The 26,496-nt window shown below is 49.7% G+C and carries 26 protein-coding genes; 20 read left to right on the top strand and 6 right to left on the bottom strand.

Annotated elements, in window-relative coordinates; translation table 11 throughout:
- Nucleotide 1: 1 nt before the first annotated feature.
- Both C508_RS0105000 and C508_RS0105005 read left to right on the top strand, forming a co-directional pair.
- Entirely contained in the window at nt 2–361 is a 360-nt protein-coding gene (locus tag C508_RS0105000; RefSeq protein ID WP_018702449.1) for a YraN family protein, read from the top strand.
- 70 nt (nt 362–431) lie between these two features.
- Complete coding sequence (locus tag C508_RS0105005; RefSeq protein WP_018702450.1) at nt 432–1,967, top strand: YifB family Mg chelatase-like AAA ATPase; 1,536 nt, start codon at nt 432–434, stop codon at nt 1,965–1,967.
- A gap of 29 nt (nt 1,968–1,996) precedes the next feature.
- Here the strand turns inward: C508_RS0105005 and C508_RS0105010 are convergent, their stop codons facing one another.
- Nucleotides 1,997–2,890 (bottom strand): sensor domain-containing diguanylate cyclase, encoded by an 894-nt coding sequence (locus C508_RS0105010; RefSeq protein ID WP_018702451.1) that lies wholly within the window; start codon nt 2,888–2,890, stop codon nt 1,997–1,999.
- A gap of 310 nt (nt 2,891–3,200) precedes the next feature.
- Between C508_RS0105010 and C508_RS19350 the strand changes: the two genes are divergently transcribed.
- The 4 genes from C508_RS19350 to pfkA all read left to right on the top strand — a co-directional run bounded on the left by C508_RS19350 (nt 3,201) and on the right by pfkA (nt 7,213).
- Nucleotides 3,201–4,973 (top strand): GGDEF domain-containing protein, encoded by a 1,773-nt coding sequence (locus C508_RS19350; RefSeq protein ID WP_018702452.1) that lies wholly within the window; start codon nt 3,201–3,203, stop codon nt 4,971–4,973.
- 14 nt (nt 4,974–4,987) lie between these two features.
- A complete protein-coding gene (locus tag C508_RS0105020; protein WP_018702453.1) occupies nt 4,988–5,338 on the top strand; it encodes a hypothetical protein in 351 nt (116 codons plus the stop codon).
- A gap of 587 nt (nt 5,339–5,925) precedes the next feature.
- On the top strand, nt 5,926–6,096 hold the full coding sequence (locus tag C508_RS20265; RefSeq protein ID WP_018702454.1) for a hypothetical protein: 171 nt from the start codon (nt 5,926–5,928) through the stop codon (nt 6,094–6,096).
- Nucleotides 6,097–6,253: 157 nt separating this feature from the next.
- Nucleotides 6,254–7,213: a 6-phosphofructokinase gene (gene pfkA, locus C508_RS0105030; RefSeq protein ID WP_018702455.1), complete on the top strand. Its 960-nt coding sequence runs from the start codon at nt 6,254–6,256 to the stop codon at nt 7,211–7,213.
- A gap of 79 nt (nt 7,214–7,292) precedes the next feature.
- On the opposite strand, the gene C508_RS0105035 is transcribed toward pfkA, so the two are convergent.
- From C508_RS0105035 to nagA, 3 genes are all read right to left on the bottom strand, one after another.
- On the bottom strand, nt 7,293–8,012 hold the full coding sequence (locus C508_RS0105035) for an SIMPL domain-containing protein (RefSeq protein WP_018702456.1): 720 nt from the start codon (nt 8,010–8,012) through the stop codon (nt 7,293–7,295).
- A 147-nt stretch (nt 8,013–8,159) separates the two neighbouring features.
- Nucleotides 8,160–8,639, bottom strand: a complete 480-nt coding sequence (locus tag C508_RS0105040; RefSeq protein ID WP_018702457.1) for a PTS sugar transporter subunit IIA — start codon at nt 8,637–8,639, stop codon at nt 8,160–8,162.
- A gap of 24 nt (nt 8,640–8,663) precedes the next feature.
- Entirely contained in the window at nt 8,664–9,824 is a 1,161-nt protein-coding gene (gene nagA, locus C508_RS0105045) for an N-acetylglucosamine-6-phosphate deacetylase (protein WP_018702458.1), read from the bottom strand.
- A gap of 162 nt (nt 9,825–9,986) precedes the next feature.
- Between nagA and aroE the strand changes: the two genes are divergently transcribed.
- The 5 genes from aroE to C508_RS19355 all read left to right on the top strand — a co-directional run bounded on the left by aroE (nt 9,987) and on the right by C508_RS19355 (nt 14,976).
- Nucleotides 9,987–10,856 (top strand): shikimate dehydrogenase, encoded by an 870-nt coding sequence (aroE, locus tag C508_RS0105050; RefSeq protein ID WP_018702459.1) that lies wholly within the window; start codon nt 9,987–9,989, stop codon nt 10,854–10,856.
- A 126-nt stretch (nt 10,857–10,982) separates the two neighbouring features.
- The gene (locus tag C508_RS17855) at nt 10,983–12,209 is read left to right on the top strand and encodes a GspE/PulE family protein (RefSeq protein WP_018702460.1); all 1,227 of its coding nucleotides are present in this window, start codon (nt 10,983–10,985) and stop codon (nt 12,207–12,209) included.
- 15 nt (nt 12,210–12,224) lie between these two features.
- Complete coding sequence (locus tag C508_RS0105060; protein WP_018702461.1) at nt 12,225–13,268, top strand: type IV pilus twitching motility protein PilT; 1,044 nt, start codon at nt 12,225–12,227, stop codon at nt 13,266–13,268.
- Nucleotides 13,269–13,288: 20 nt separating this feature from the next.
- Nucleotides 13,289–14,503, top strand: a complete 1,215-nt coding sequence (locus tag C508_RS0105065) for a type II secretion system F family protein (RefSeq protein WP_039796878.1) — start codon at nt 13,289–13,291, stop codon at nt 14,501–14,503.
- A 32-nt stretch (nt 14,504–14,535) separates the two neighbouring features.
- The gene (locus C508_RS19355; protein ID WP_018702463.1) at nt 14,536–14,976 is read left to right on the top strand and encodes a type II secretion system protein; all 441 of its coding nucleotides are present in this window, start codon (nt 14,536–14,538) and stop codon (nt 14,974–14,976) included.
- Between the two features lie 131 nt (nt 14,977–15,107).
- Here C508_RS19355 and hydG read toward each other — a convergent pair whose 3' ends face one another.
- Together hydG and C508_RS0105080 are read right to left on the bottom strand one after the other, a co-directional pair.
- Complete coding sequence (gene hydG, locus C508_RS0105075) at nt 15,108–16,547, bottom strand: [FeFe] hydrogenase H-cluster radical SAM maturase HydG (protein WP_018702464.1); 1,440 nt, start codon at nt 16,545–16,547, stop codon at nt 15,108–15,110.
- Complete coding sequence (locus tag C508_RS0105080) at nt 16,540–16,809, bottom strand: TM1266 family iron-only hydrogenase system putative regulator (protein WP_018702465.1); 270 nt, start codon at nt 16,807–16,809, stop codon at nt 16,540–16,542. The genes hydG and C508_RS0105080 overlap by 8 nt, the downstream gene beginning before the upstream one ends.
- Nucleotides 16,810–17,151: 342 nt before the next feature.
- Between C508_RS0105080 and trmL the strand changes: the two genes are divergently transcribed.
- The 9 genes from trmL to C508_RS0105125 all read left to right on the top strand — a co-directional run bounded on the left by trmL (nt 17,152) and on the right by C508_RS0105125 (nt 26,464).
- Nucleotides 17,152–17,610 (top strand): tRNA (uridine(34)/cytosine(34)/5-carboxymethylaminomethyluridine(34)-2'-O)-methyltransferase TrmL, encoded by a 459-nt coding sequence (gene trmL / locus C508_RS0105085; RefSeq protein WP_018702466.1) that lies wholly within the window; start codon nt 17,152–17,154, stop codon nt 17,608–17,610.
- A 28-nt stretch (nt 17,611–17,638) separates the two neighbouring features.
- Nucleotides 17,639–18,514: a TIM barrel protein gene (locus C508_RS0105090; protein WP_018702467.1), complete on the top strand. Its 876-nt coding sequence runs from the start codon at nt 17,639–17,641 to the stop codon at nt 18,512–18,514.
- Nucleotides 18,515–18,610: 96 nt separating this feature from the next.
- A complete protein-coding gene (gene murB / locus C508_RS0105095) occupies nt 18,611–19,534 on the top strand; it encodes a UDP-N-acetylmuramate dehydrogenase (protein ID WP_018702468.1) in 924 nt (307 codons plus the stop codon).
- Between the two features lie 148 nt (nt 19,535–19,682).
- The gene (locus C508_RS0105100) at nt 19,683–21,287 is read left to right on the top strand and encodes an MBL fold metallo-hydrolase RNA specificity domain-containing protein (RefSeq protein WP_018702469.1); all 1,605 of its coding nucleotides are present in this window, start codon (nt 19,683–19,685) and stop codon (nt 21,285–21,287) included.
- A gap of 22 nt (nt 21,288–21,309) precedes the next feature.
- Nucleotides 21,310–23,115: a translational GTPase TypA gene (gene typA, locus C508_RS0105105; RefSeq protein ID WP_018702470.1), complete on the top strand. Its 1,806-nt coding sequence runs from the start codon at nt 21,310–21,312 to the stop codon at nt 23,113–23,115.
- Between the two features lie 86 nt (nt 23,116–23,201).
- Complete coding sequence (locus C508_RS0105110; protein WP_018702471.1) at nt 23,202–23,624, top strand: cell division protein SepF; 423 nt, start codon at nt 23,202–23,204, stop codon at nt 23,622–23,624.
- A 78-nt stretch (nt 23,625–23,702) separates the two neighbouring features.
- Nucleotides 23,703–24,086, top strand: coding sequence for a RidA family protein (locus C508_RS0105115; RefSeq protein ID WP_156817576.1), 384 nt, complete (start codon nt 23,703–23,705; stop codon nt 24,084–24,086).
- Between the two features lie 17 nt (nt 24,087–24,103).
- Nucleotides 24,104–25,315, top strand: coding sequence for a threonine ammonia-lyase (gene ilvA / locus C508_RS0105120; RefSeq protein WP_026319366.1), 1,212 nt, complete (start codon nt 24,104–24,106; stop codon nt 25,313–25,315).
- Nucleotides 25,316–25,375: 60 nt separating this feature from the next.
- The gene (locus C508_RS0105125) at nt 25,376–26,464 is read left to right on the top strand and encodes a mandelate racemase/muconate lactonizing enzyme family protein (RefSeq protein WP_018702474.1); all 1,089 of its coding nucleotides are present in this window, start codon (nt 25,376–25,378) and stop codon (nt 26,462–26,464) included.
- The last annotated feature ends 32 nt before the right edge of the window (nt 26,465–26,496 follow it).

A 26,496-nucleotide genomic window follows, 5' to 3' on the forward strand; every position in this document is an offset into this window, starting at 1 on the left:
GATGGCCCGGCATTTGGCCTTTGGTTTATCAGGCGAAGAATGTGCTGCTAATTGGCTTGTCAAAGAAGGCTATATCATTTTAGAACGACGCTTTCGTTGTCAGATGGGGGAAATCGATATTATCGCTCGCCTGGGCCGCGTCATTATTTTTATCGAAGTGAAAGCAAGACGCAGTACAGAATATGGCAGTCCGGCAGAAGCCGTTACCTGGGGAAAACAACGGAAATTGCTGCGTACAGCGCAGTTATGGCTGCAGCAAAAAGGATTGACCGACGCAGTCTGCCGTATGGATGTAATTGAAGTACTGCAGCAAGAAGAAGCTCCAAAGATTCATCATATACCCAATGCTTTTGGCATGTAAGGGGTAAAATAGTAAGGCCGGCTCTACGTCAACAGACGGAGAGCCGGCTTCTCGCATGGGGGGATGTGTTTTGTACGCGCAAACTTTTGGTTGCGCCACCTGCGGTATTGAAGGCGTGCCCATTACCGTCGAGGTGGATTTATCGAATGGGCTGCCTGCCTTTGAAATTGTCGGTTTGGCGGACACGGCGGTACGGGAGGCCCGAGAGAGGGTGCGGGCGGCGGTGCGAAACGCCGGCTTTGAATTTCCGGCACGTCGAATTACGGCCAATTTAGCGCCTGCGGATATGCGTAAAGAAGGGGCTGCATTGGACTTGCCCCTGGCGTTAGGTCTTTTAGCGGGAACCGGGCAGTTGCAACCGGACGATATCCGCGGCATTGTTTCGATGGGCGAGCTGTCCCTTGAGGGCTTGGTGCGTCCTGTTCCTGGCGTGTTGGCTATGGTTGACGCCTGCCGCAAAGCGGGAATCCAGACCGTATACGTGCCGCAGGAAAACCTGCAGGAGGCGGCGCTGGTAACCGGCGTACAGGCCTTTGGCGTAACCTCGTTGCAGGCTTTAATGGAGCATTTGCAAAAGAAAAAGCTGTTGATGCCGGCAGATGCAGTAGAGATGGCTCAAACTATGTCGCCTGTGTCGTCTGGAGGGGATTTTGCCGAGGTGCAAGGGCAGCAGGGTGCGAAACGCGCGTTAGAGATTGCGGCTGCCGGTAAACACAACGTGCTTCTAAGCGGACCTCCAGGAACCGGCAAAACCATGTTGGCGCGGCGGCTTCCTTCTATTTTGCCGACTCTCACGGCCGCGGAGGCGTTGGAAGTAACTCGTATTTATAGTATTGCAGGCCTTTTGCCCCGCGAAGCGGGTCTTGTGCAACAGCGCCCATTCAGACAGCCTCATCATACGATTTCTATGGCTGGCTTGGTAGGTGGCGGATCTGTGCCGCGTCCGGGAGAAATTACCCTAAGTCATCGAGGCGTACTATTTCTTGACGAACTGCCTGAGTTTTCGCGTCAGGTGCTGGAGGTATTGCGTCAGCCCTTGGAAGAGGGGCATGTTTCCATCGCTAGAGCTCAGGGGACTTACAACTTCCCGGCCTCTTTTTTGTTGATCGCTGCCAGAAATCCCTGTCCTTGCGGCTGGTTCGGCTCACAAGGACCTCATATCTGCAATTGCAGTGACGGGGAAATTCGGCGTTATCAAAAGCGTCTTTCCGGCCCCTTGCTGGATCGCATTGATCTGCGTGTAGAGGTGGCGCCGCTTTCCTATGGGGAAATGAAGAGCAGTGTAAAAACAGAAAGCTCGGCTTGCATACGCCAGCGAGTAGAGAGGGCCAGAGCGCGGCAAAAAGAACGTTTTGGAGCTGGCGGGGCGCTAGTAAACGCAGCGATGACGCACAGCCAAATTTTGCAGTATTGTCATTTGAGTACCGAAGCGGAGCGCTTATTAGCGCAAGCTTTTCAAAAACTGGGGATGAGCGCCCGTTCTCATGATCGCCTGCTAAAAGTAGCTCGAACTATTGCTGATTTGGATTCCAGCGAAGGCATTGAGGTGCAGCATATCGCCGAAGCGGTGCAATTGCGAGGCGGCGAAGACGTGGAAGGCTTGTAAATTTGATAGAACTGAGGTGAAGGGGGAGCTTAACTAAGAGACTTAACGCAGTTTTTTCCGCTTGCCTTGGCCAAGTATAAACTTTGATCAGCTCGGAGAACTAGCGTTGTGACAGTATCTCCAGCTTTTAGGTGACTAAGGCCCAAGCTTGCGGTTATGCTGAGATGAGCGTCTGCATGGTCTTGTTTGACATGAAAGGAGTTATTGGCGATAGAGGTGCGGATTCGTTCTGAAATATCCCAAGCTATAGTTGGGGTTACGTCGGATAAGGCAACAATAAATTCTTCGCCGCCATAACGACCAACAATATCTTGCGAGCGGGTTGAAGCAGTTAGGATTGCAGCAACTTGCTGAAGAACCAGGTCGCCAGCTTGATGGCCAAGATGATCGTTGACCGCCTTAAAATTATCCAGATCAATCATTAATATTGAAAAAGGAGCGTTAGTGCGTTGTGCACGGTCAAACTGTTTTTGGATTAACAGATCCGAATAGTGACGATTGCAGATTTTGCAAAGGCCGTCCTGTTGGGCTTGTTCTTTCAATTTTTGGCCTTCGAATTTTTCGGTGACATCCATGCAACTGCCGATATAGCCGCAAAAAACACCCTGTGAATAATAAGGAACACCGCGGTCGTTAATCCAACGGTATTCTCCGTCATGACGTCGCAAACGGTAGTCCATTTCAAAGCGCTGTCTTAAATCAAAAGCAGAAGAATAGATATCAGCGCAGTCCTTTATGTCATCAGGATGAACATTGCTAAGCCAGCCATTTCCAAGTTCCTGGTCCATCGTACGGCCAGTAAACTCTAACCATGTCTTATTAAAGTAATTGCAAAGCTTATCGGTACCTGCACGCCAAATCATATTTGGCGAAGATTCGACAATGAGCTTATACTGCTGATAATCAAGGGGAGAAAACTTCACTTGTAATCACCCTTTCGAAAAAAGAAAAAGAAGCAGAAGGCTAGCATTAATAATTAGTGGAAAAATACGACAGTATGTTGAAAAAACCTTTATCCATAGAGGCGTGAGCGCTAATTAATTACTATTATAAGGAAATCCGAACAAGCTTTTAGTGCAGAAAAGAAAAAAGTGAGAAAAAAGATAATTTATTTTTGAGTAAAATGAAAATAGATTACCCTTTGGCAAATATAAAATGTTATAATATCCACTATCCAGAGCGTGCAAGGAGTATTCGCGCGTGTAAGCTACAGTTGCAGACAAAGAGGGTTATATGAGATATTGGATAGAGATATGGTGTAAAAGAATTTTGGTAGCATTGGTCTGGGGATTGGTGCTGCTTGGGAGTCAAGCTTCTGCTAATCCTGTAGAAAAGCATATTTTGATTTTAAATGGATTTTCCCCTGAGGTTACTGCGGTAGAAGAGTTTAATAGCGGTTTAAAAAGAGAATTTCAACGGCAGCCGGACTATATTGCTTCATATTCTTATGAGTATCTTGATATAACACGCTTTAATCAAGAGGGATATTTAGAAGAATGCGCCAGACATTTTCAAGTGAACTATGAAAAACAAAAACCGGATCTGATTGTCGCTGAAGATACAGTAGCACAATTCTTGGGGGACTATGCGCAGCAGATATTTCCTGACGTACCTATTGTCGCTTTGCAACCGCGCGAACCCCAAGCGACAGCAGCCAATATAACCTGGGTAGGTGATGCTCGAGACGACCTGAGGAGAAATATCGAACTCATTTTGCAATTAAAGCCTTCTACGAAAAGGATCGTGATTATTGCTGGAGATTCGATTTTGGAACGTGAGGCTATTGAAGCGTTTTTGCCCTTGGCGAGTCAATATGAAGGTCAGGCGGAGCTGGTATTTACCAATAAGCTATCTCGAGAAGCTATGGTGGCTGAAGTAGAAGAGAGCGGCGAAGATAGCGCGATATTATTTTTGAGCTGTCTTGTGGATATAACGGGGCAACGCTACGCTTCGGAGCAGGTGTTAAAGGAACTATATCAAGTAGCTAAGGGGCCGATCTATACAAGCGATTCCTCACTTCTCGGGCAAGGAGCGGTAGGCGGATATCAGCGAAACTGGATTGCCGCGGGGGAAGAAGCGGCCCGAGCAGGCGTGGCGGTTCTTAAAGGTGAAGAATATCTGCCAGAGGAACCTTTGTTGAACACGTATGCCTTTGATGGGCGGGAATTAAAAAAATGGCATATTGATAAAGCTCTTTTACCGGCAGATAGTGTGGTACAATATAAAGAGCCATCGTTCTGGGAACGTTATGAAGGTTGGCTCTTTAGCGGTGGAGCCATTCTTTTCGCAAGTGTTTTTATCTTATACCTGTTGTTTAAGCATTCACGGAGAAACGCGGCGGAAGAAAAAATTAAACAGATAAACCGAATGCTGGAGAAAAAAATTCAAGAGAGAACCGTGGAACTGCAAAAGATGGAAGCCGAATTAGCGCGTTTCAAAATAGCGCAGGAAGCGGTCAAGGAAAATAGCGCCGAAGTTAACTATGAACTGGATTTTGCCGCGAAGACGGACCAACTCACGGGAATTTATAACCGACGCTATATTCTAAAACGAATTGAAGAAGAGTTAGCACAGTTTTCACAAGGAGCTTGCACTTTTTCCTTAGCCCTTGCAGATGTTGACTTTTTCAAAAAAGTCAACGACGAATATGGTCATGAGGTAGGAGATAAGGTTCTTTTAATGGTTGCCGGTATGTTGAAAAGCTCTCTTAGAAAACAGGATGTTGTTGCTAGATGGGGCGGGGAAAAATTCTTGATCTTGCTGCCTGAAACTACTAGCGAGCAGGCGCAGCAGCTGCTAGAGGGCGTACGTGAACAAATCGCTCAAACTGGATTGTGGGATGAAGGGCGCAATATACAGGTTACAGTGACCTTAGGGATTGCAGCGATGCAGAAAGGAGAAACGATTGATGCAGTCATGAATTACGCGGATATTGCGTTGTATAGAGGAAAGAAAAATGGTCGAAATTGTGTAGTTGTAAATAATGGAACAATGAAAGATTTTTAAAAAGGAGAGTCAATATGCAGTTTCCGAGACAACAAGAAAGACAAATGCAGCTTACTGCAAAAACATTAGTTAAAGGGGATAATCGAATCTATCGGGTTCAAAATCCTTTTCGTACCGAATTTTCGTTGTCTGTCTATTTCTTTCTTAAATTTCATTTGTCTAAATCTATAAAAAAAGTATCCGAGGCGAACCCCAAGGCCAACATTCTTTTTGGAAGGATTGGCGGTTCCTGGTGGAAGCCGCAGTTCCATGTTATTATTGGCGGCAGAACGAAGAAAACGGTATTGGCTGCTGCCGAGATGCTGCAGAAAGAATTAAATGGCAAGAAAGATAAAAAAGAGGATAAAAAAGAAAACGCAAAATAAAAAGTAAGCCGGCAGTGAACATACTGCCGGCTTACTTTTCTTATCCTGATTTCAGCCGCTTGGGAAGCACCATAAGCGTTTGCTTTTTGGATCTTTTCCCTGCAAGAATTTAACGGTTGCTTGCAAACGGCTCATACCATGCGTGGCTCGCCTTCTCTGCTGGTATGACGGCCTTACCTGCCGCTCAGGATGCAGAGATGCCGGACGAGAGAGCTGGAAGTGGACGATCTGATCCTCCATCCCAGTTTGCTGGAACCAAATGGTCCTCTTCTTAGTTAAATAATACTGCCGTTAAAAATAAAAGTCAACATGAAAAAAACAGCAATAACAAAAACAAAAGAATATAATGCGTTAAATCAAAGAAGTGAATATTTAAAGTGACTTAAAACAAATGGATAATTATTTTCTTGCAATTTTTTGTGTTATATGATATCCTTAACAAGATCATTAGCAGGAATTTCCAAAAAACGTGAAGCAGATGCTGGAACTCTTCTCGTCGTGACTGGTAGCAATGTGAGATGGTCTCGGTAAAGAAAATGGTTTAGCCCGACCATGTTACCACAAGCACGCATAAAGGAGGAGAGAGAATGGATCATCGCATTCAACAAATGCAGCAGAAGTTAGCATTTTTGGGATACCGACGCTTTCAGATTCAAAGAATCATGGAAGAAAGCAATGGCTCGCATGAACAGTTACTTTTGGATTTGCAAAAATATGAAGTTCTTGGCGCGGATTACGTGCAAGGCTACAGTAAATAACGATCCCTGTATAAAGGGAAAAAGAGTTAGCGCAAGCTGACTCTTTTTTTATAGACAAGTATGCCTGGGGAGAGGAAATTTGAAAATAGTGTGACACAGTTCTGTGGAAACGGTATAATAAAATTAAATTGACTTGAAAAGACAAGGGGGCAAGAATATGCTCAAAAAGATTGCAGTGATGACTAGTGGCGGCGATTCGCCGGGCATGAATGCAGCTATTCGTTCTGTGGTGCGTGTAGCGCTTCATGAAGGAGCGGAAGTTTGGGGCATTTATAATGGCTATGCCGGGATGCTGGCGGGCGAAATGGAACAGCTGACATCCCGTTCCGTAGGGGATATTATTCAAAGAGGCGGTACGTTTTTGGGTACGGCTCGCTGTGAAGAGTTTCATACCGAAGCAGGACAGCGAAAAGCGATAGAAAATGTACGCCAACAAGGGATTGAAGGTTTGGTGGTTATTGGCGGCAACGGCTCTTTAACTGGCGCGATGAAGCTGGCGGAAATGGGGCTGCCTGTAGTTGGTCTTCCGGGCAGTATTGACAACGATATTTGGGGTACCGATTATTCGATCGGCTTTGACACGGCTATTAATACGGTGGTGGATGCGATTAACAAACTGAGAGATACGGCTTCAGCGCATCGCCGCGTCATTGTTGTGGAGGTAATGGGGCGTAAATCCGGTTGGATTGCGATGACTACCGGTTTGGCCGGCGGGGCGGAACATATTTTAATTCCAGAAATGGAGTATGATCTTCAGGACATATGCAAGCAGCTTGTCGCCTCTCGGGATAGCGGTAAAAAGTATAGTATTATTGTTGTTGCAGAAGGTGCTGGGAGCGCGATGGAAATTGGCAAAGTTATTGCAGAGAAGACAAATTTTGAGACAAGGGTGTCCATTTTGGGGCATATTCAACGTGGAGGATCTCCTACGGCTATGGATCGGCTGCTGGCGAGCGCTTTGGCTGAAAAGGCTGTGTTGGCGCTTTTGCAGGGACTCTCTAATATTATGTTTGGCTATCGTACGGGAACGATCTGTTCCGTCTCGCTGAAAGATGCGGTAACGTGCCAAAAAACAATAGAACCTTCCTTGTTTCGTCTTTCAACGGTGCTTTCTTGAAGAAACGTCTTTACTGGTAAGAGAAGAGGACTGTGGAATTTTCCACAGTCCTCTTTGATTTTTTTACGGGTTTTTAATTTTAGTCCAATTCGACCACCAGATGAACGGTGGCATTTAGTTTTAGCAAACCTGCGGAGATTGGAGTAGGCGGAGCCGCTTCAGCCAGGGCTTTCATTCGGTACATCTGGTTGGTTGAGTCAGGATTTTGGACGCTGATGCCGCTTTCCGTGATGGTTTTAATTCGGACAACGCGCTTGTTCAAGGCAGAGGCAATGGCATTGGCTTTATTGAGACCATTGCGTACGGCCTGCGCCAGAGCAGCGTTTTTTACAGCGTCATCATCTTTCTTGCCGAATTGCAGATGATTTACTTGATTGCAGCCGGCAGCAAGAGCTATGTCGATTGCCTCGCCCGCTTTGTCCGGCGTAGTGGTTACGGTGATGCTGTTTGTGACCTGGTATCCCTTTATTACATAGTTGTGACGGCTGTCATCATTTTTGTAGAGCGGGGTTACGGTGTATTGGGAGGTTTTTATATGCTCTGTCTTGATGCCGATGCGTTCTAGCTGTTGCTGGACATGGGAGGATATTTCCGCGTTTTTGCTCTGGGCTGCACCTACGGTGTCGGCTTCAGTCAAGGTGCCTAAGTTGATGTAGACGACATCCGGTGAGATTTCCTCCTGGTAGACGCCGCTTACCTGAACTTCTGTGGCTGAAGGGACTTCTGCAGCCAATGCGGTGGGACCAAGCAACGCGACAAACAAAGCGAGGGAACAGAACGTTTTAATTATTTTTGACATGTATATCAACTCCTTTGCTTATATAAACGCTTCCAAGAGAAAAAGGTAACGGAGAAAAATAAAAAAAATCTGGAGCGTTAAGGAACCCAAGGTTCGAGAGGTTCTTACGTCTCCAGATTTAATTGGACTAAGAGCAGGTCTATCTCTTTATTTTAATGTCAGGCAGCAAGGCGCTTTCGCATTAGCGTTGGCGGAAAAAACAGCTTTTTGTACCTTGCTGGCGCTGTTGGTAACTACAACCGGTGTAATAGAAGATTTATTATGCGCTGCCAGCACGCGGGGATCGAAGGAGAGAAGTAAGTCTCCTTTGCTAACTTTTTGATCGACTTGCACATGGATTTCAAAACCTTCGCCATTAAGCTCCACTGTATCTAAACCGACATGGATGAGAATTTCCAGACCGTTTTCCGTTGTGAGTGCGATCGCGTGCTTGGTCGGGGCAATCAAGGCGATCAAGCCGTCGCAAGGCGAAAAAATTTGATGTCCTTCCGGTTCGACGGCGAAACCTTCACCAAGAAGATTTCCGGCAAAAGCGGCATCAGGAACATTGGCTAAGGGAAGTACGTTGCCCGGAGCCGGGGCATGCAACTGAAACGATTTGGCATTGCGTTGCAAGAAAGAAAACATGCAGACAACTCCTTTGCTTATAGTTTAGTTAGGCTGAGGTGCGCAACAATCGATTTTTCGATGGAAGACGCTGCGGCCAGCTACATAGGTTGTTTCAACGGTAAAATCATCATGAAAGAGAACAAAATCGGCATCTTTACCAGGGTGTAAACTGCCTTTGATTGCGAATGCGCCGACGCTTTGTGCGGCGGTGCTGGTTACGGTGCGCAGTAAGGCTGGTAAAGAGAGTGTGGTCGCCGCTTGGAAATTTCGCAGCTCTTGGGGCAAAGAAGTAATACTGCCGGCAAGAGTGCCATTATCCAAGCGCGCAGCGCCGTCGCTTACATTGACTGCTTGTCCGCCCAAATCATAGCGGCCTTCGTCAAGTAAGGCGGCTCGCATAGAATCGCTTACAAGCAGCAGGCGGTCTACGCCTTTTTGGCGAAGGAGAAGACGCTGCATAGCTGGGTGGACATGGAGATTATCAGCGATAATTTCGCAATATACATGTTCGAGGTCTAACGCAGCCGCTATGGCGCCCGGCTGACGATGATGCAGGGGCGGCAAAGCGTTGAAAGTATGTGTGAGATGAGAGGCTCCGGCCGCGAAGGCTTGGCATGCTTCCTCATAGGTTGCGTTGCTATGACCAATAGAAACGCTGAGACCGGCGTCGCAGCAGCGGGAAATGAATTCCAAGCCGCCGGGCTCTTCTGGAGCTATAGTAATGAGGCGTAGCTGCTTTAGATAAGGCGTAAGCAGAGAGAAATCCAAAGGTCGCAGATGCTGCGGCGCTTGTGCTCCTTGCCGTGCAGCACTGAGGAAAGGTCCTTCCAGGTGACACCCTAACGAGCAGGCGCCTGGCCAGGAGGCTTGATTCAAACTTTGCAGAGCGGCTTCAATTTGCTGCCAATCCATAGTCATAGTGGTGGGTAAAAACGAGGTAACTCCCTGAGATGCCAGCAGAAGGCTGATGGTATCTAAGGATTTCGGCAAAGCGTCCATTACGTCGCAACCGCCGCACCCATGAATATGGGCGTCAATCCAGCCCGAAGAAACATAAAGTCCTGCGGCGTCAATGCAAGGCATATCAGAAGGCAGGTTTGCCTGCGGCAGGAGAGTTACAATACGGGAATGATGGAATACTAAGGCCCACTGAGAGAGTATGGAATCGGTGGTGACCAGGCGGCCATTAACTATGGCTTGCATGACTGGCTCCTTTCGACGGACTTGATAGGTACGGCCTGAGAGTACCACATTTGTCGGAATATCTCAAGATGAAAAGAGTCCTTTCTTTTACTGATAGGGGCAGGAAATGCGAAACCATTGCAGAAGAAAACATAAAAAGACATAGAAAGGCTGGAGCAGAGCATGACAACGATAACAGGTCATACGAAATTATACGGGCTTCTTGGCTGGCCAGTGGGGCATACAGCTTCCCCGGCTATGCAAAATGCTGCTTTTGCAGCGATGCAAATTGATGCCGCCTATGTTCCTTTGGCGGTGGAGCCGGCTAAGATTGCCAATGCTATAAATTCCTTAGTCACCTTAGGTTTTGCCGGGGCGAACGTTACGGTGCCTCACAAGGTGGAGATCATGTCCTTTGTGGATGAACTAGACGAAATGGCCCGGCGCATTGGCGCTGTGAATACCCTTGTGTTTCAAGAAGGGCGTGCCAAAGGGTATAATACTGATGCTCCGGGGTTTGCGGCATCTTTGGCAAGAAGACAGGTGGCGGTTAGAGGACGGCGAGTAGTGCTGCTCGGCGCAGGCGGTGCGGCGAGGGCGGTTGCGGCCGGACTGGCGGAGGCTGGCGCCGCAAGTATAGCGGTGGCGGCCCGGCGGCCGGAGCAGGCAGATTGGTTGGAAGCGGCCACTGGTAAGGCAGGGAGCGCGGTGGCTCTTGGCGCAGCGGCTGAAGTCGGAACGCTGCTGGAAGAATGTGATTTGCTTGTGCAATGCACTTCTTTGGGAATGGCTGGCAAATCGCTGGGGCAGTGTCCTGAGATTTCCTGGGATCGCCTAAAGAAGGACGCTGTTTGCTGTGATATTGTCTATCGGCCTTTGCAGACGGCTTTCTTGCGGGAAGCGGCTAGACGAGGACATAGGACGGTGACCGGCGAAGGCATGCTGGCAGAGCAGGGAGCGTTAGCTTTTGAGCTGTGGACAGGACAAGCGGCGCCGCGTGAGGTGTTTTACGCTAAACTGCATGATTTTTTGCAGGAGTCTGGGCCGGGTTAGAACGAGATCGCTTGGGAAAGCGCTTTTAATTAGAGAACCGCTATTTTAGGGAACGATTCGCTAACGGCGCTGTAAAGCGCCGTTTTTTCTATGTTGGCGAAATTCTAGAAAAAGGAGGCGTTGGCAGTGCGAGAGGGTGTTTTAGCATCGATGCAGTTTCGCCCTGAGAAGCAAAAAGAGTTGGCGATGCTGCCTGTACCTCAATTAGTCGATGCATTATTGCAGCAGGCTCTGCAGGAAAGGGCTAGTGATATTCATATTGAACCTGCGACGCAGGGCGTGCGAGTGCGCTTTCGAGTCGACGGCATGCTTCGCGAAAAGGAGCAGTTGCCCTTAGAACTACAGGCGGCGGTTATATCGCGCATCAAGTTGTTGAGCGCGCTTGATATTGCCGAAAAGCGCTTGCCTCAAGACGGACGCTGGCGGGTGAAGGACGAGAAGAGGGATATTGATGTGCGGGTATCAACCTTGCCTGTGCAGGGCGGAGAAAAAGCGGTGCTGCGAATTTTGCCGTTTCGTGGCATGCAGCGGAATATAGAAACCTTGGGGTTCAGCAAAGTGGCTTTGCAACGTTACCAACTGCTGTACAAAAAACCGCAAGGAATAGTGCTTGTTTGCGGACCGACCGGGAGCGGCAAGACAACCACCTTATATGCGACTTTGGCGGAATTGAATCGGCCAGAGAGCAATTTAGTGAGCATTGAGGACCCGGTAGAAATGCAGTTAGCGGGCATGAATCAAGTGCAGGTTAATACGAAAGCCGGACTTACTTTTGCTACGGCTTTGCGGGCGATTTTGAGGCAAGATCCCAATATTATCATGGTGGGTGAAATTCGTGACGCTGAAACGGCGGATGCAGCTGTGCGGGCTGCCATGACAGGCCATTTAGTTTTCAGTACGCTCCATACCAATGACGCCGCAGGGGCGATTGTGCGGCTGTTGGATTTGGGTGTTCCTCCGTTTTTGGTCGCAACTTCGCTTTTGGGAGTGGTAGCACAGCGTTTAGTTCGCCTTGTTTGCCCGAAGTGCCGGCAGGCCTATCGGCCGGCAGAAGATACAGCGGAACAGATGCTGCTTAAAGATGCGCCAGAAGGCAACAGATCCTTTGTAAAGGGCTGCGGTTGCGACGCTTGCGGTCAAACTGGCTATCGGGGACGGCAGGCGATTTACGAAGTGATGCCGCTGACATCACGGCTGCGCCAATTGATTCAAGAAAGAGCGGCTGCCTATGAAATCGAAGCGATGGCGAGGCAAGAAGGCATGCATACCATGAGTGAGGATGGAGTTGCCAAGGCCGGAGCCGGCTTGACTTCCTTAGCGGAAGTGGTGCGTGTGGTTGCCGATATGGCGTGAAGGTGGTGACTGAATATGGTTGAGTTTTGGAACCAATTGTTGTGGGAGGCGCGGGCCGCGCAAGCTTCCGACTTGCATCTTACAATTGGTGCGCCTCCGCTTGTGCGTTTGCAAGGCTGCCTAAGTCCGTTGGCAATACAAGAAGTCTTGACGGCGGATCGGACGGCAAGTTTGCTGCGGTCGTTTGTCAATGAGGAGCAATGGCAACAGTTTTGCCAGCTCGGAGAACTGGACTTAATCTATGTAGTGGAGCAGAAGCGTTATCGGATTCACGCGTTTCAACAGCATAATGGAACGGCGTTGGCGGTGCGGCTGGTTCCAGATACGCTGCCGACGCTGGCGCAGTTGGGGCATCCGGAAGTGCTGCGCCAATTGACCTACAAGCGCCGTGGCCTGGTTATTATTTGCGGTCCTACCGGCTGCGGCAAATCGACCACGCTGGCGGCAATGGTACATCAAATTAACTGCGAGCGTTGCTGTCATGTGATTACGTTAGAGGAGCCAATTGAGTATGTGCATACGCATCGGAGCAGCATTATCAATCAAAGAGAGGTTCCGCGCGATACGCCGACTTTTCCGCAGGGACTGCGGGCGGCTTTGCGCGAAGACCCGGACGTAATTTTAGTAGGGGAGATGCGGGATGCCGAAACAATGCAAACCGTTTTGACCGCAGCGGAAACAGGCCATTTGGTGTTGGCGACCCTTCACACTAACGAAGCCGCACAGGCCTTGGATCGGATTATTGACGGGTTTCCGCCGCATCAGCAACAGCAGGTACGGCAACAGCTGTCGATGGTGCTGGAAGCGGTGGTGGCGCAGCAATTGCTTCCGTTGCTTGCAGGGCAGGGGCGGGTAGCTGCTTTGGAGATTTTATTAGCTACGCCGGCGGTGCGCACCTTAATTCGCGAGGGCAAGACGCATCAATTGGTCTCGGTTATGCAGACAAACGGGAAAATGGGCATGCAGACTATGGATATGGCCGTGGCGGTTTTGTGGAGGCAAGGTTTGATCGCGCGGGAAACGGCCAACGCTGGAGTGAAAGACTTAAACTTGCTTTGAAACTGGAAGTGGCGAAAGAAATGCAGGAAATAAATGAATACGCCTATCGCGCTCGCGATCGCGACGGGCGGGAGGTATGCGGTGTTTTACAGGCGACTGGAGAGGAGGAGGTAGCCGCCTATATTCGGGCGCGCCAGTGTTATTTGACATCGATAGTTCCCTGTGCGTCGCATAAGGAAAAACATTGGGAACGGCGTCCGGCGGACAAGGAATTAGCTGTTTTTTGCCGCCAGTTTTCTTTGTTGATAGATGCAGGGGTGTCCTTTGCTTCTTCTTTGCAGGTGCTGCGACGTCAGGCAGGAAAGCGGCGCTGGCAAATGGTTTTGGAGGAAGTAGAAAGACAAATTGAGGCAGGAAGTTCTCTAGCCGGAGCCTTAAGCAAGCAGCCTGCATTTTTCCCTCCGTTGCTGTTAGGTATGGTGGAAGCAGGGGAAGCTTCCGGTGCTATGGATGAAATCTTGGGGCGTTTAGCAATTTACTTTGAAAAAGAGCATTCTCTGAAGCAAAAAATAGTTTCGTCATTGTTATATCCTGCCGTGGTATTGGTGATGGCGTTAGCTTTAGTTTTTTACATGCTTTTGTATGTATTGCCGGTGTTTGCAGATTTATTTACTCAAATGAATTTGGAACTTCCGTGGTTGACGCGAGCATTGGTGCGGAGCAGTTCTTGGCTGAGGAGAGAAGGGCTCATTGGGGGAGGATTTTTTGCAATTGTGGCGTTTGGTTTGCGTTTTTGGAAGGGAAAATCTTTCTGGTTGTACTGGAGGGATAAGCTTGCCTTAACGTTTCCCGTTTTGGGCGTTCTTTGGCGTAAAGCCGTGATCGCCCGGTATTGTCGCACGTTAGGAACGCTGTTGGGTAGCGGCCTTCCTTTATTGCCGGCGTTGGATTTGGCGCAACGGACGACAAGCAATCGATACTTTTTAGAACGTCTGCAGACGGTACGAAGCTGCATGAGCGCAGGAGAGTCCTTGACGGTTTCTTTGAGCGCTAGTGAATTGTTTCCGCCTCTTGTATTGCAGCTGGTAGCGGTAGCCGAGGAAACAGGCAAGCTAGAAACGATGCTGGCAAAGGTTGCTGATTTTTATGAGGCTGACGTAGAAGAAGCGGCTGTACGGCTGGGAGTATTGCTGGAACCATTCGTGATTGTTTTTCTGGGCCTGTTGGTCGGGACCTTGGTTTTGGCGGTTATGTTGCCTGTGTTTGAGTCTGTCGGAGCTATTGGGTCTTTTTAATAAGACGGTATGGCGAAAGGAGTGACGTGCTGATGAGACGATTTTGCCAATGGGGAAAATGCTGGCGTCTAGAAGGCGGTTTTACTTTAATCGAATTGATGGTGGTTATCGCCATTATCGTGACCTTAGCGGGGATTGGACTATTAAAGTATGAAGATTCGCAAGCTATGGCGCGCGGCGCCAAATTGGCAGCTGATATGCGGAATATGGATACGGCGTTGGTAATGATTAAAGCGGAAGGAACGGCTGCGCCAACGTTGGCTTTGATTCAGGAACGGTTGACGCCGGATCCAGTGGTTTCCCTGCAAAAGATGCAGGCTACGAAGATTCGCGTAGGCGGTGCTGTGTATACAAGCGAACAAACCGGAGCGTTGGCGTATGGCATTAATACGGCTAAAGGACAGGTGACAGTAAAAATAGACAGCCGAGATTTGACAGTGGACCAACTGTTAGGATTGACGGCGTCGCAGTAAGTAAAACGAGCGGAATAAACAAGAAGAACGAAATAAAATTAAGGCTCGGCGAGATTGAGGATGGAGCAAAGAAAAAGCAGGCAAACTCCGTTGGCATGTAGGAGTTTGCCTGCTTTTATAAATCGTAGCTATTAGAAATACAAATCGCGTGTACCGCTTTGGATTTTTTCCAGCTCGCGGCGGGTGGCGTCCCGGACGTCGGCCTGAGGAATCGAGGCTAACTGCTCGGCGATTACTTTTTCTCCAACACTGCGAGTTTCTTCATCCGCATAGTCAAGCAGATATTCCTGGAGTGTTAAAAGAGCGTTGGGGAGACAGACATTCTGAATTTCGCCAGTTTTAGCCAGCGCCATGAAGCGGTCCCCTGTGCGGCCTTGGCGGTAACAGGCGGTGCAATAGGAAGGCACATAACCTTGGGCGCAGAGCATGCGGATAATTTCGTTAGGCGAGCGGCCGTCGCTGGGCTCAAATTGCATCCCGCTGCTTTCTGGATCCAGGCGCTCGTCGGGGTGCGCTTGCAATTGGGCATACCCGCCGACGCCAGTACAGGAACCGGCGCTGATTTGAGAAATACCGTAGCGAATAAGGCGGTCTCTTGTGCCCGGTTCTTCCCGGGTGGATAGGATCATGCCTGTGTAAGGAACTGCCAGACGGATGATGGCGATGATTTTGGCGAAGGCTTCATCGTCGACTAAATAGGGGAAGGTTTCGAGATTGATGCCGCTGGCCGGACGCATGCGCGGTACGGAAATTGTATGCGGGCCGACGCCGAAAGTGCGTTCTAAATGTTCGGCGTGCAGGAAAATAGCCACGGTTTCATATTTATAGTCATATAGGCCGTAGAGTACGCCCAAGCCTACGTCATCAATGCCAGCTTTCATAGCGCGGTCCATGGCAGTGGTGTGCCAGTTGTAGTCCTGTTTTGGCCCGCCTGGATGAAGGGCGGCATACGTAGGCCTGTGATAGGTTTCCTGGAAAAGAATATAAGTGCCAATGCCGGCTTCTTTTAGTTGACGATATTCGTCAATGGTCGTGGCGGCAATGTTGACATTGGCCCGGCGTATGTTGCCGTTACCGCTTTTGCTGGCGTAAATTTCTTTGAGCATGTCAGTAACATAGCTGATAGGGCAGTTGACCGGATCCTCGCCAGCCTCGACGGCCAGACGTTTATGGCCCATGTCCTCCAGAATTTCCGCTTCGCGGCGGACTTCTTCGGCGGTAAGCCGGCGGCGCAACTGCTTTTCGTTGCTGCAGCGGTAGCCGCAGTAGGTGCAGTTGTTAACACAATAGCTGGAAAGATAAAGCGGCGCAAAAATGACGATACGCTGGCCGTAAATGTCCTTTTTTACTTGTTCCGCCGTTTGAAATAATTCTTCTTGCAGCTTTGAATCGTCAACTTGAAGCAAGACGGCCACTTCCGCTGCGGTTAGTCCTTGGTGGCCAGCAGCTTTGGCGATGATGGCGCGTACCTGATCGACATCTTGGGCTGTTTTTTTTCCTGCAGCCAACAATTCTTCTATGCGGGCCTCGTCGATAAAGGCGTCGCTGGTACGTTCTGCATTGCTAATCATGAGCAGGGGCCTCCTTTTTTGCTGTAAGAGCTGATTTGACAATTACGCCGGGCAGATTTCCAAGACGGCCGGTGAAGGCGCCTACGTCGTCGGTGGAGCCTTCCACAATCAAGGCGATGACGCCTGAATCAGTGCCGTGATGGGGAATTCCCATGCGGCCAACGATAAGATGACGGTACTGGCTGATTAACTGGTTGACTTTTCCGGCGATAGTCTCAGGAGATTCTACGACAATACCGATGACGCCAATTCGTTTTTCCATACACAACCTCCTTCGGAGTCCAGGCTGAAAAAATGCAAAAGCCTCTCTTTAGACACAATTTAAGAGAGGCGCAGAAAACAAAAAAAGCCTCTCCGACCGCGCAGGCAGAAACCCTTGCGTTCACAGCAGGACCACATGTATGTTCCTTGACAGCTTGTTTAAAAACAGGCAAACATTCTGTCGCAGAATTACTTTTTTCTTATTATACACCGAATAGATTGAATTCGTAAAGAACGCACTCTTTGGCTCGTCTTGTGCTATAATATATAAGTTATGGACTGAGACTCACTGCAGGAGCAAGAAAAATGCTTGGCAGTTTGTTGACGGGGAGGAATCTTTGCCATGCATATTGTTTTGTATCAACCGGAAATACCTGGAAATACAGGAAATATAGCGCGTCTTTGCGCAGCTACAGGCTGTACGCTTCATTTGGTGCATCCTCTTGGGTTTTCCGTGGATGATCGCCATTTAAAACGGGCCGGTCTGGACTATTGGCACTTGCTTTCCATTCATCATCATGAAGATTTTGCATCGGTAGAGCGGATGCTGCAGCCGAGGCGGTTCTTCTTTAACACGACAAAGGCGCATAAAGCGCACAGCTCGATTCAATACGAGGCGGAGGATGTGCTTGTGTTCGGCAGGGAAACCGCAGGGCTGCCGCCGGAAGTGGTGGCAGGCAAAGAAGAGCAGTGTCTGCGCATTCCTATGATTCCAGACGCTCGTTCGTTGAATTTGTCTAATGCGGTGGCCGTGGTTGTCTATGAGGCATTGCGCCAAATTGGCTACCCGGAGATGAAGTAATACTGCAAGAAAAACAATGAGGTGCCAGATGACGGTAAGAAAAGAACCTTGGTTTGGCTCGGCTGGAAATCCAGACGCTTTTTATGAAGCCGGAGGTAAAGCAAGCGTTGCTATGCCTGCATGGCTGGCGGCGCAAGGTCTTGATGCTTATGAATATCAATGCAGCCGGGGAGCTTCAGTCAAGGAAGAAACGGCGCGCAAGATAGGCGAAGCTGCAAAAGAACATCAGGTGGCGCTAAGCGTTCATGCGCCCTATTATATTAGCTTGGCGGCGGAAGATGAGACTGTGGTAGGTAATACACAGGAGCACTTTCGTAAATCTTTGCGCGTAGCCCATTGGTTAGGGGCGGATCGGGTGGTTTTTCATATCGGCGGCGCTGGCAAGAAGGAACGCGTTGCAGCGTTGGAACGGGCGCAAAAGGCCTTGATGCGAGTGTTGCAGCAATGCAGTGAAGAGGGCCTGCTGGATGGAGTTTGGCTGTGTCCGGAAACGATGGGCAAGAAAAATCAACTGGGTACGCTGGCGGAAGTGCTTGGTTTTTGTCTCTTAGCGCCTCAGTGGCTGCGTCCGGCTGTCGATTTTGGTCATTTGCACGCAGTGGCGGGGGGCGCTTTCGATACCAGGGAGGAATATGAAGCCGTTTTTGCGGCTGTGGAAAAGGCTTTGGGAGCAGAAGCGGCTAAACAACTGCATATTCATTTCAGCAAGATTGAGTTTACCGGCGCTGGAGAAAAGCGCCATTGGACGTTTGCAGATCCTTTTGGTCCGCCGCATGAACCCTTGCTGGAATGCTGTGCGCGAGGGGGCTACACGCCCCGTATCATTTGCGAATCAGCCGGTACGCAGGCGTTAGATGCGCGGCAGATGCATGTCGAATATCGGCGTCTCACGAACGGTTTATAATGAATGCTAGAGGTGGTTCGAGCCTGATGCTTTCCGAAAAATACCCAGCCGTGCTATAATAAGGGAGAATTTTGAAGGGAGTAGGCTAAAAGGTTTATGATAGAGCATATGCAAAGCGTATTTCAGGAACTGCAACGTGTGATTCATGTGGGGCGATTATTGGCGGAAGAGCCGTTATCGCAGCATACAACCTTTGCTATAGGCGGCCCGGCTGATATTTTCGTACAGCCTGGCAGCATGGGAGAACTGGCGGCGACTATGCAAGTGCTGCATGCGCACTCGGACGTGCCTGTTACCATTTTAGGCAACGGCTCTAATGTGTTGGTGCTGGACCGGGGCATACGCGGCGTCGTAATTAAGCTAGGCGATTTTTTAAGCTCTTTGCGCCGGGATGGAAATCGTATCTTTGCCGGGGCGGGCTCGCTTTTGAGTGAAGTGTCAGGTTTTGCTGCAGCCCAAGGGCTGGAGGGCATGGAGTTTGCAGTAGGCATTCCCGGCAGTATCGGCGGCGCTGTCTTTATGAACGCCGGAGCCTATCAAGGGGAGATGAGCTGTGTTGTTGACGCAGTTACAGCCGTTTCTCCTGCAGGAGGAGTGCGCCGATTTTCCCGTGAAGAATTGGAGTTTTCGTATCGGCATAGTATTTTTCAGGATAATGGACATATTGTGTGCGAAGTGGAATTGTTGCTGGAAGCGGGAGAGAGCAACACCATTGAAGCTCGCATGCAGGAGTTGACCCAGCGGCGTGAAAGCAAGCAGCCCTTGGAGTTACCGAGCGCCGGCAGTACCTTCAAACGTCCGCCGGGACATTTTGCCGGCACTTTGATTGAACAGAGCGGTCTAAAAGGTTTACGCGTGGGCGGAGCCGAAGTGTCGCAAAAACATGCCGGTTTTATTGTTAATGCCGGCGGCGCTACGGCGCAGGATGTCTTAGCGTTGATCTCTGAAGTGCAGCGGCAGGTGCAGCAGCAGTTTGGCGTATCATTACAGCCGGAAGTGCGCATTTTGGGCGAAGCCTAATAGCGACAGGGAAGAAAGCATGACACAGAGCAGGCGGGAAAGTACGAAGCCGGCGAAGCAAATGCCGGCTTTCGGAACCTACGTGGCTCTGTGTTCGACGTTTTAGTACTGGGAGAATAAAACTCAGGTCGAGAGGAGACGTGCTTATATGCGTTTGACGTTTCTGGGAGCCGCCAGAATGGTAACCGGCTCCAGCTATCTTTTGGAAATTGGCAAGAGTCGTGTTTTAGTGGATTGCGGCATGTTCCAAGGGGGCAAAGCGATTGCGGCGTTGAATCGCCGGCCTTTTGCCGTAGAGCCGGGCAGTATTGATTGTGTGTTGCTGACCCACGCTCATATCGATCACAGCGGTTTATTGCCGAAATTGTGTAAAGAAGGCTTTAAAGGTCCCATTTACAGTACAAAAGTGACGAATGAACTATGCCGCATTATGCTTCCCGACAGCGCACATATTCAGGAATCAGATGCTGAGCTGACGACGAGAAAAGGAAAACGTTCGGGTATGGCGGAAATTCAGCCGCTGTATACCGTGGACGACGCATTCCAGTGTCTGCAGCAATTTCGGTCTGTAGCTTACGCGGAAGACCTGCGGCCGGTTCCTGGTTTACGGGTGCGTTTTCAAGAAGCAGGACATATTTTGGGTTCTTCGGTATTGGAGATTTGGGGCGAAGAAAACGGAAAAACGGAAAAGCTTCTTTTTACCGGAGATCTAGGTCAGCCGGAACAGCCGATTATTCGCGATCCGGCGATTATTGAGACGGCGGATTACATCATCAGCGAGTCTACCTACGGCAATCGCAATCATGAACATTACGACAAGGAAAGCCGCCTGGCGGAAATTGTCAACGAAACAGTAGAACGAGGCGGCAATATCATTATCCCCGCCTTTGCGGTCGGCCGTACTCAAACGCTGTTGTATCATTTTTACAAGCTCTGGAAGGCGGGACGTATTCCGGAAATTCCGGTGGTTATCGATAGCCCGTTGGCTATTTCAGCTACCAATATCTTCTTTAATAACGTCCAAGACTTTGATGAAGAAACCAAGGCTCTTGTGCGATGCGGCGGCAAGCTGCTGGAGTTGCCGCAACTGCGTTTTGTGCATACTGCGGACGAGTCCAAGGCGTTAAACGAGGATCTGCAACCGAAGATCATTATTTCCGCCAGCGGCATGGCTGATGCCGGACGCATTTTGCACCATCTCAAACATAATTTGTGGCGTCCCGAATCGAGCGTGCTTTTTGTGGGGTACCAAGCGCAGGGCAGCGTAGGGCGTCGTTTGGTAGATGGCGCTAAACGGGTGCGCATGATGGGCGAGGAAATTGCCGTTAAGGCTCAGATTCACAATTTAGAAGGTTTTTCCGCCCATGCGGATCAAGAACAAATGATGACCTGGCTGAGCTCTTTTAAAGAGAAGCCTGCCTGTATCTTCCTGGTCCACGGAGAAATTGAAATGTCCGAGCCCTTCAGCGAGCGGATTCAGTCTCAGCTGGGATGGCCTGTATATATTCCCCGTTTTGCCGATGCGGCTCTTTTAAAAGGGCGTGAATGGGAAATCGTCGAGTCCGACGTGGTGGTTCTGGATCCGGCCATGCGCCAACTGGACGAGTATTTGGATCAAATGGAGGGGGACTACCGGGCAATGCGTCGCCGCATTGCCAAAGTGGTGGCTACCCAACCAAGCAAAGCCAACGAAATGCTGCGGCGGCTTAGCAAAATTTCTGCTTACTTTAAAAAAATGTTTAATGACGTCTAAGAGCGTCCCATAAGGAGGAACTATGGAAAGAACAGACATTCGTAACGTGGCTATTATTGCCCACGTTGACCACGGTAAGACTACATTGGTGGATGCTATGCTGCGGCAGAGCGGCGTTTTTCGCTCCAACGAACAGGTGGCGGAGCGGGTTATGGACTCCAATGATTTGGAGCGGGAACGCGGCATTACTATTTTGTCCAAGAACACAGCAGTACTTCATGAAGGCGTTAAGATCAACATTGTTGACACCCCTGGCCATGCCGATTTCGGCGGCGAAGTAGAACGCGTATTGAACATGGTTGATGGCGTACTGCTTTTGGTAGACGCTTTCGAAGGCCCTATGCCGCAGACAAAATATGTTCTGCGCAAAGCCTTGGAACAGAAATTGAAACCAATCGTGGTTATCAACAAAATTGACCGGCCGGACCAGCGCGTGGATGATGTAGAGGACGAAGTGTTGGAACTGTTCATGGAACTGGACGCCGACGATGATCAGCTTGATTTTCCCGTTGTCTATGCTACGGCTCGGGATGGCATTGCTAAGCTGAACATGGCGGATGAGAGTTCTAATTTGGAGCCGTTGTTCAAGCTACTCATTGAAAATATTCCGGCGCCTAAAGGCGATATTGACGGTCCTTTGCAGGTTATGGTTACGACCCTGGATTATGATGAGTATGTAGGACGCATTGCGATCGGGCGTGTTGTACGCGGACGCGTTAGGAACGGCCAAAACGTGACGGTCTTGGACGGAGAAACGCAGCGCAAAGGCCGCATTGGCCGCCTGTACGGTTACGAAGGTCTCAAACGCCGGGAAGTGGAAGAAGCGGCGATGGGCGATATTATTGCCGTTACCGGTTTAGATGACGTCAATATTGGCGACACCATCGCTGATACGGAAAACCCAGAAGCCTTGCCGACGATTGCCATTGACGAGCCTACTCTTTCCATGCTTTTCAGCGTCAATACCAGTCCTTTTGCCGGACGCGAAGGCGATTTTGTTACGTCACGTCATTTGCGGGACCGCCTGTTCCGGGAAGTGGAAACCAATGTCAGCTTGCGTGTGGATGAAACCGACAGCCCTGACAGCTTCAAAGTATCGGGTCGCGGTGAACTGCACTTGTCCATTCTGATTGAGACTATGCGCCGGGAAGGCTTTGAGTTTCAGGTGGGTAAACCGGAAGTTATTTATAAGAACATCCAGGGGCAGCGCTGCGAGCCGATGGAGCTTTTGACAGTAGACGTACCGCAGGACTTTATGGGTGCGGTTATGGAGAAATTGGGCACTCGTAAAGCCGAACTCATCAACATGGGCGAAATTTCCGGCTATCTGCGGATGGAATTTGTTATTCCCGCTCGTGGTTTGATCGGTTTCCGCAATGAACTGCTGACCAGCACCAAGGGCAATGGCATCATGAACCATGTTTTCCACGGTTACGCCCCTTACAAAGGAGATATCCAGGGACGTACGCGTGGCGCGCTGGTGGCCTTTGAGCCAGGCGAAACCACAGGTTACGGCATTTACAGCGTGCAGGATCGCGGCGTCATGTTTGTTACTCCGGGCCAGGAAATATATACCGGCCAGATTGTTGGCGAGAATGCCCGGGAGCAGGACATGGATGTGAATCCCTGCAAGAAAAAGCATGTAACCAATATGCGTTCCAGCTCGGCGGATGAAGCTATCCGTCTGACTTCGCCTCGCATTCATAGCTTGGAACAGGCGTTGGAGTATATTAATGACGATGAATTAGTAGAAGTTACACCTAAAAGCATTCGTTTGCGCAAGGCGATCTTGGATCGTACGGCGCGGGCGCGGGCGAAAAAAGGATAAAATTTTTTGGAAGCCTGCAGGAATTGCGGAATTTAGCTCGAATTAGCATAAAGAAGTGACAGTATCTGCAAAAGGAGGAATGCCCCATGGCGGCAAGCTTAATGGAAAAGCTGACCAATTTTTTAATGCCTTTGGAGGAAGAGGAAGAAGTTGCTGCAGCAGCACCTGTGCGGCAAAGCAAAAACCAGCCTCAACTGACCGTGCATGAAGGCGCTGCCAGACGGGGGGAAGAGTTTTCCATTACCGTGGTAGTCCCGCGGGCTTACGAAAATGTTTGTTCCTATGCAGATTTCTTGTTGCAGGGTAAAGGCCTAATTGTTAATTTTTCTTGCTTAACCGCAGAGGAACAGCGTTCTATGGCTGATTTTCTCGAGGGAGTTTGCGCTGTATGCGAGGCGGGTTCTTTGATGGTAGAAGAACGTCTCATTATTTATGCACCGCAGCAAGTAGAGATTGAAAAGCAGCTTTTTGGCGGATATTCCGTTCCTGCTTATGGCAAACACGCTTAAAAAACGGGTACGAAACCTCCCCAATAGGGGAGGTTTTTTTACTTCATTTTTCAACAATGCATGAAAGGCGGTTTTTTTATGAAACAAGTTGTATTTACTTCACAAGCCCCCGCGGCGATTGGACCCTACTCTCAGGCAATTCGCGCAGGAGAATGGCTTTTCTTATCTGGACAGATTCCTGTGGACCCGGCAACCGGCGAAGTTGCAGGCACTGATGTGCGCACGCAGGCTCGCCAAGTTTTGAAGAATATACAAGCTGTTTTGGCGGAGGCAGGCACTACGGTACAGGCGGTTGTCAAGACGACGGTATTTTTAAAGGACCTTCAGGACTTTCAAGCTTTTAATGAGGAGTATGCTAAAGTATTTGCCAGCGAAGCTCCTGCGCGGTCCTGCGTAGAAGTGGCGCGATTGCCGAAAGACGTGCTGGTAGAAATTGAAGCGGTTGTTATTATTAAGCCATGAGCGGAGAAATTCAAAAAATGAAGCCGGAATTGACGCTTCCGGAAGTTTATACGGCGGCTAGACGCCTTAAAGGCGTCATTCACCGAACTTTATTGGATCATAGCCATACTTTCAGTTCCATCACAGGTTGTGAAACCTATTTGAAGCTGGAAAATCTCCAGAAAACAGGCTCCTTTAAGATCCGGGGCGCTTATAATAAAATTCAGACTCTCACGCCGGAGGAGCGAGCCTGCGGTGTAATTGCGGCGTCTGCTGGCAATCATGCGCAAGGGGTGGCCTATGCGGCGGCGCAGGCTGGCATTCCGTCTGTCATTGTTATGCCGGAGCATGCGCCTTTGGCGAAAGTGGTAGCTACTAAAGGCTATGGTGCAGAAGTTGTCTTGGCTGGAGCAACTTATGACGAATCTTATGAACATGCCTGCCGCCTGCAGCGCGAGCGGGGGCTGGTCTTTGTACATGCCTTCAATGACCCCTATGTCATGGCGGGACAAGGTACGATCGGTTTGGAAATTCTGGAAGATTTGCAGGATCTCGAGGCCATTGTGGTGCCTGTGGGCGGCGGCGGTCTGATTGCCGGCATCGCTCTGGCGGTTAAACAAGTGGCGCCTCATGTTAAAGTGTATGGCGTCCAAGCTGCAGGAGCGCCGGCTATGCATTTATCGAAAAAAGCCGGCTGCTATCAGACTACAGAATGCGCTGTAACGATTGCGGACGGCATTGCCGTGAAGCAGCCAGGCAATTTGACGTATGATATTGTCCAAAAGTACGTGGACGATGTAGTCGTAGTAGAAGATGAAGAGATTGCAGAAACGATCTTATTGCTCTTGGAACGCTCCAAATTGATGGTAGAAGGCGCTGGCGCTACTTCGTTAGCCGCGCTGCTGTTCCAGAAACTCTCCTGCAAAGGTAAAGTTGCCGCGGTTCTTTCGGGCGGCAATATTGACGTGAATTTCATTTCCCAGATTATCGAGCATGGTCTCGTCAAGTCGGGGCGGCGAGTGAAAATTCTGACCCGTATTGCGGATCGTCCCGGAGAACTAAGTCGTTTGCTGGACCGCATTGCGCAGCTCCACGGCAATGTTATGCAGGTCTTTCATGACCGCGCTGAGCGCTGCCTGCCGTTAGGACAGGCGGTGGTGGAAATCAGTCTGGAGACGCGGGATGAGGCTCATTGCCAAAGTATTTTGGAAGAGTTGACAGCACGGGGTTATGCGGTAGAGCGGGATTAAAAAAAGCCGGCAAGTACTCGTTAAAAGAGAGCTTGCCGGCTTTTTAAGGAGGATATAAAATTGAAAATTCAACAGATTCGCTTGGGGAAAGTGCGTATTCCTTTAAAAAAGCCTTTTAAAACCGCCCTGCGAGAAGTTTTTTTTGCCGAGGATATTATTGTGCAGGTCGTGGCGGATACTGGCGAAGTTGGCTTTGGCAATGCCCCGCCTACGCTGGTAATCACTGGCGACGGCCAGCAGTCGGTTGCGGCGGCGATACGAGAGGTATTAGCTCCTAAGCTGGTGGGGATGGATGTGGACAATCTTGAAGGAATTATGACGACCATTCAAGGGGCGCTGCATCAAAATTATTCGGCGAAAGCCGCTATGGATATTGCAATCCATGATTTGTTTTGCAAACGCTATGGCATGCCGTTGCATCGCTTTCTGGGCGGTTATCGTCAAAGTCTGCAGACGGACCTGACTATCAGCGTTAATGCGCCGGAAGAAATGGTGGAAGACTCTTTGGCTGCTGTCGCGGCAGGATACCGGGAACTGAAAATCAAGGTAGGCACCGATGCGGCCTTGGATTTGAAGCGCGTCCAAGCCATCCGCCAGGCCGTAGGGAATGAGATTCGCCTGCGTTTAGATGCAAATCAAGGGTGGAAAGCGAAAGAAGCGGTGCGAACCATTCGGAGTTTTGAAGATAAAGGGCTTGATATTGAACTAATCGAACAGCCGGTGGCGGCGCATGACTTTGCTGGACTCAAATATGTTACTGAGAATGTGGAAACTAATATTATGGCGGATGAAGCGGCTTTTGGTCCGGTAGAGGTGTTTCAGCTCTTGTCTATGCGAGCATGCGATCTGATCAGCATTAAGCTGATGAAAGCCGGCGGTATTTATAATGCCGTAAAAATTCTTAATTTAGCCGAAACCATGGGCGTAGAGTGCATGATGAGCTGCATGCTGGAAAGCAATGTAGGCATTACTGCTGCGGCCAGCCTGGCTGCTGCCAGAAAGAACATTACTAGAGCCGATTTGGATGCGGCGGTGCTGCTGGCGGAAGAACCGGTAGCGGGCGGCGTTTCTTACGCCGGCAATCAAATTCTGCTCTCAGAAGTACCCGGACTGGGTATCACGGAAGTAGTTGGCTGGGAAGAGATTTAAAAAAGGAACCGCTGCAGGAGGCAGCGGTTCCT

The organism is Anaeromusa acidaminophila DSM 3853, from assembly GCF_000374545.1.
Lineage (GTDB): Bacteria > Bacillota > Negativicutes > Anaeromusales > Anaeromusaceae > Anaeromusa > Anaeromusa acidaminophila.

Excerpts from the sequence above, each read along its gene's own strand:
- C508_RS0105000 (WP_018702449.1), top strand. The coding sequence starts at position 2 with ATGGCCCGGCATTTGGCCTTTGGTTTATCAGGCGAAGAATGTGCTGCT.
- C508_RS19350 (WP_018702452.1), top strand. The coding sequence starts at position 3,201 with ATGAGATATTGGATAGAGATATGGTGTAAAAGAATTTTGGTAGCATTG.
- C508_RS0105020 (WP_018702453.1), top strand. The coding sequence starts at position 4,988 with ATGCAGTTTCCGAGACAACAAGAAAGACAAATGCAGCTTACTGCAAAA.
- C508_RS20265 (WP_018702454.1), top strand. The coding sequence starts at position 5,926 with ATGGATCATCGCATTCAACAAATGCAGCAGAAGTTAGCATTTTTGGGA.
- pfkA (WP_018702455.1), top strand. The coding sequence starts at position 6,254 with ATGCTCAAAAAGATTGCAGTGATGACTAGTGGCGGCGATTCGCCGGGC.
- C508_RS0105035 (WP_018702456.1), bottom strand. The coding sequence starts at position 8,012 with ATGTCAAAAATAATTAAAACGTTCTGTTCCCTCGCTTTGTTTGTCGCG.
- C508_RS0105040 (WP_018702457.1), bottom strand. The coding sequence starts at position 8,639 with ATGTTTTCTTTCTTGCAACGCAATGCCAAATCGTTTCAGTTGCATGCC.
- nagA (WP_018702458.1), bottom strand. The coding sequence starts at position 9,824 with ATGCAAGCCATAGTTAATGGCCGCCTGGTCACCACCGATTCCATACTC.
- aroE (WP_018702459.1), top strand. The coding sequence starts at position 9,987 with ATGACAACGATAACAGGTCATACGAAATTATACGGGCTTCTTGGCTGG.
- C508_RS0105060 (WP_018702461.1), top strand. The coding sequence starts at position 12,225 with ATGGTTGAGTTTTGGAACCAATTGTTGTGGGAGGCGCGGGCCGCGCAA.
- C508_RS0105065 (WP_039796878.1), top strand. The coding sequence starts at position 13,289 with ATGCAGGAAATAAATGAATACGCCTATCGCGCTCGCGATCGCGACGGG.
- C508_RS19355 (WP_018702463.1), top strand. The coding sequence starts at position 14,536 with ATGAGACGATTTTGCCAATGGGGAAAATGCTGGCGTCTAGAAGGCGGT.
- hydG (WP_018702464.1), bottom strand. The coding sequence starts at position 16,547 with ATGATTAGCAATGCAGAACGTACCAGCGACGCCTTTATCGACGAGGCC.
- C508_RS0105080 (WP_018702465.1), bottom strand. The coding sequence starts at position 16,809 with ATGGAAAAACGAATTGGCGTCATCGGTATTGTCGTAGAATCTCCTGAG.
- trmL (WP_018702466.1), top strand. The coding sequence starts at position 17,152 with ATGCATATTGTTTTGTATCAACCGGAAATACCTGGAAATACAGGAAAT.
- C508_RS0105090 (WP_018702467.1), top strand. The coding sequence starts at position 17,639 with ATGACGGTAAGAAAAGAACCTTGGTTTGGCTCGGCTGGAAATCCAGAC.
- murB (WP_018702468.1), top strand. The coding sequence starts at position 18,611 with ATGATAGAGCATATGCAAAGCGTATTTCAGGAACTGCAACGTGTGATT.
- C508_RS0105100 (WP_018702469.1), top strand. The coding sequence starts at position 19,683 with ATGCGTTTGACGTTTCTGGGAGCCGCCAGAATGGTAACCGGCTCCAGC.
- typA (WP_018702470.1), top strand. The coding sequence starts at position 21,310 with ATGGAAAGAACAGACATTCGTAACGTGGCTATTATTGCCCACGTTGAC.
- C508_RS0105110 (WP_018702471.1), top strand. The coding sequence starts at position 23,202 with ATGGCGGCAAGCTTAATGGAAAAGCTGACCAATTTTTTAATGCCTTTG.
- C508_RS0105115 (WP_156817576.1), top strand. The coding sequence starts at position 23,703 with ATGAAACAAGTTGTATTTACTTCACAAGCCCCCGCGGCGATTGGACCC.
- ilvA (WP_026319366.1), top strand. The coding sequence starts at position 24,104 with ATGAAGCCGGAATTGACGCTTCCGGAAGTTTATACGGCGGCTAGACGC.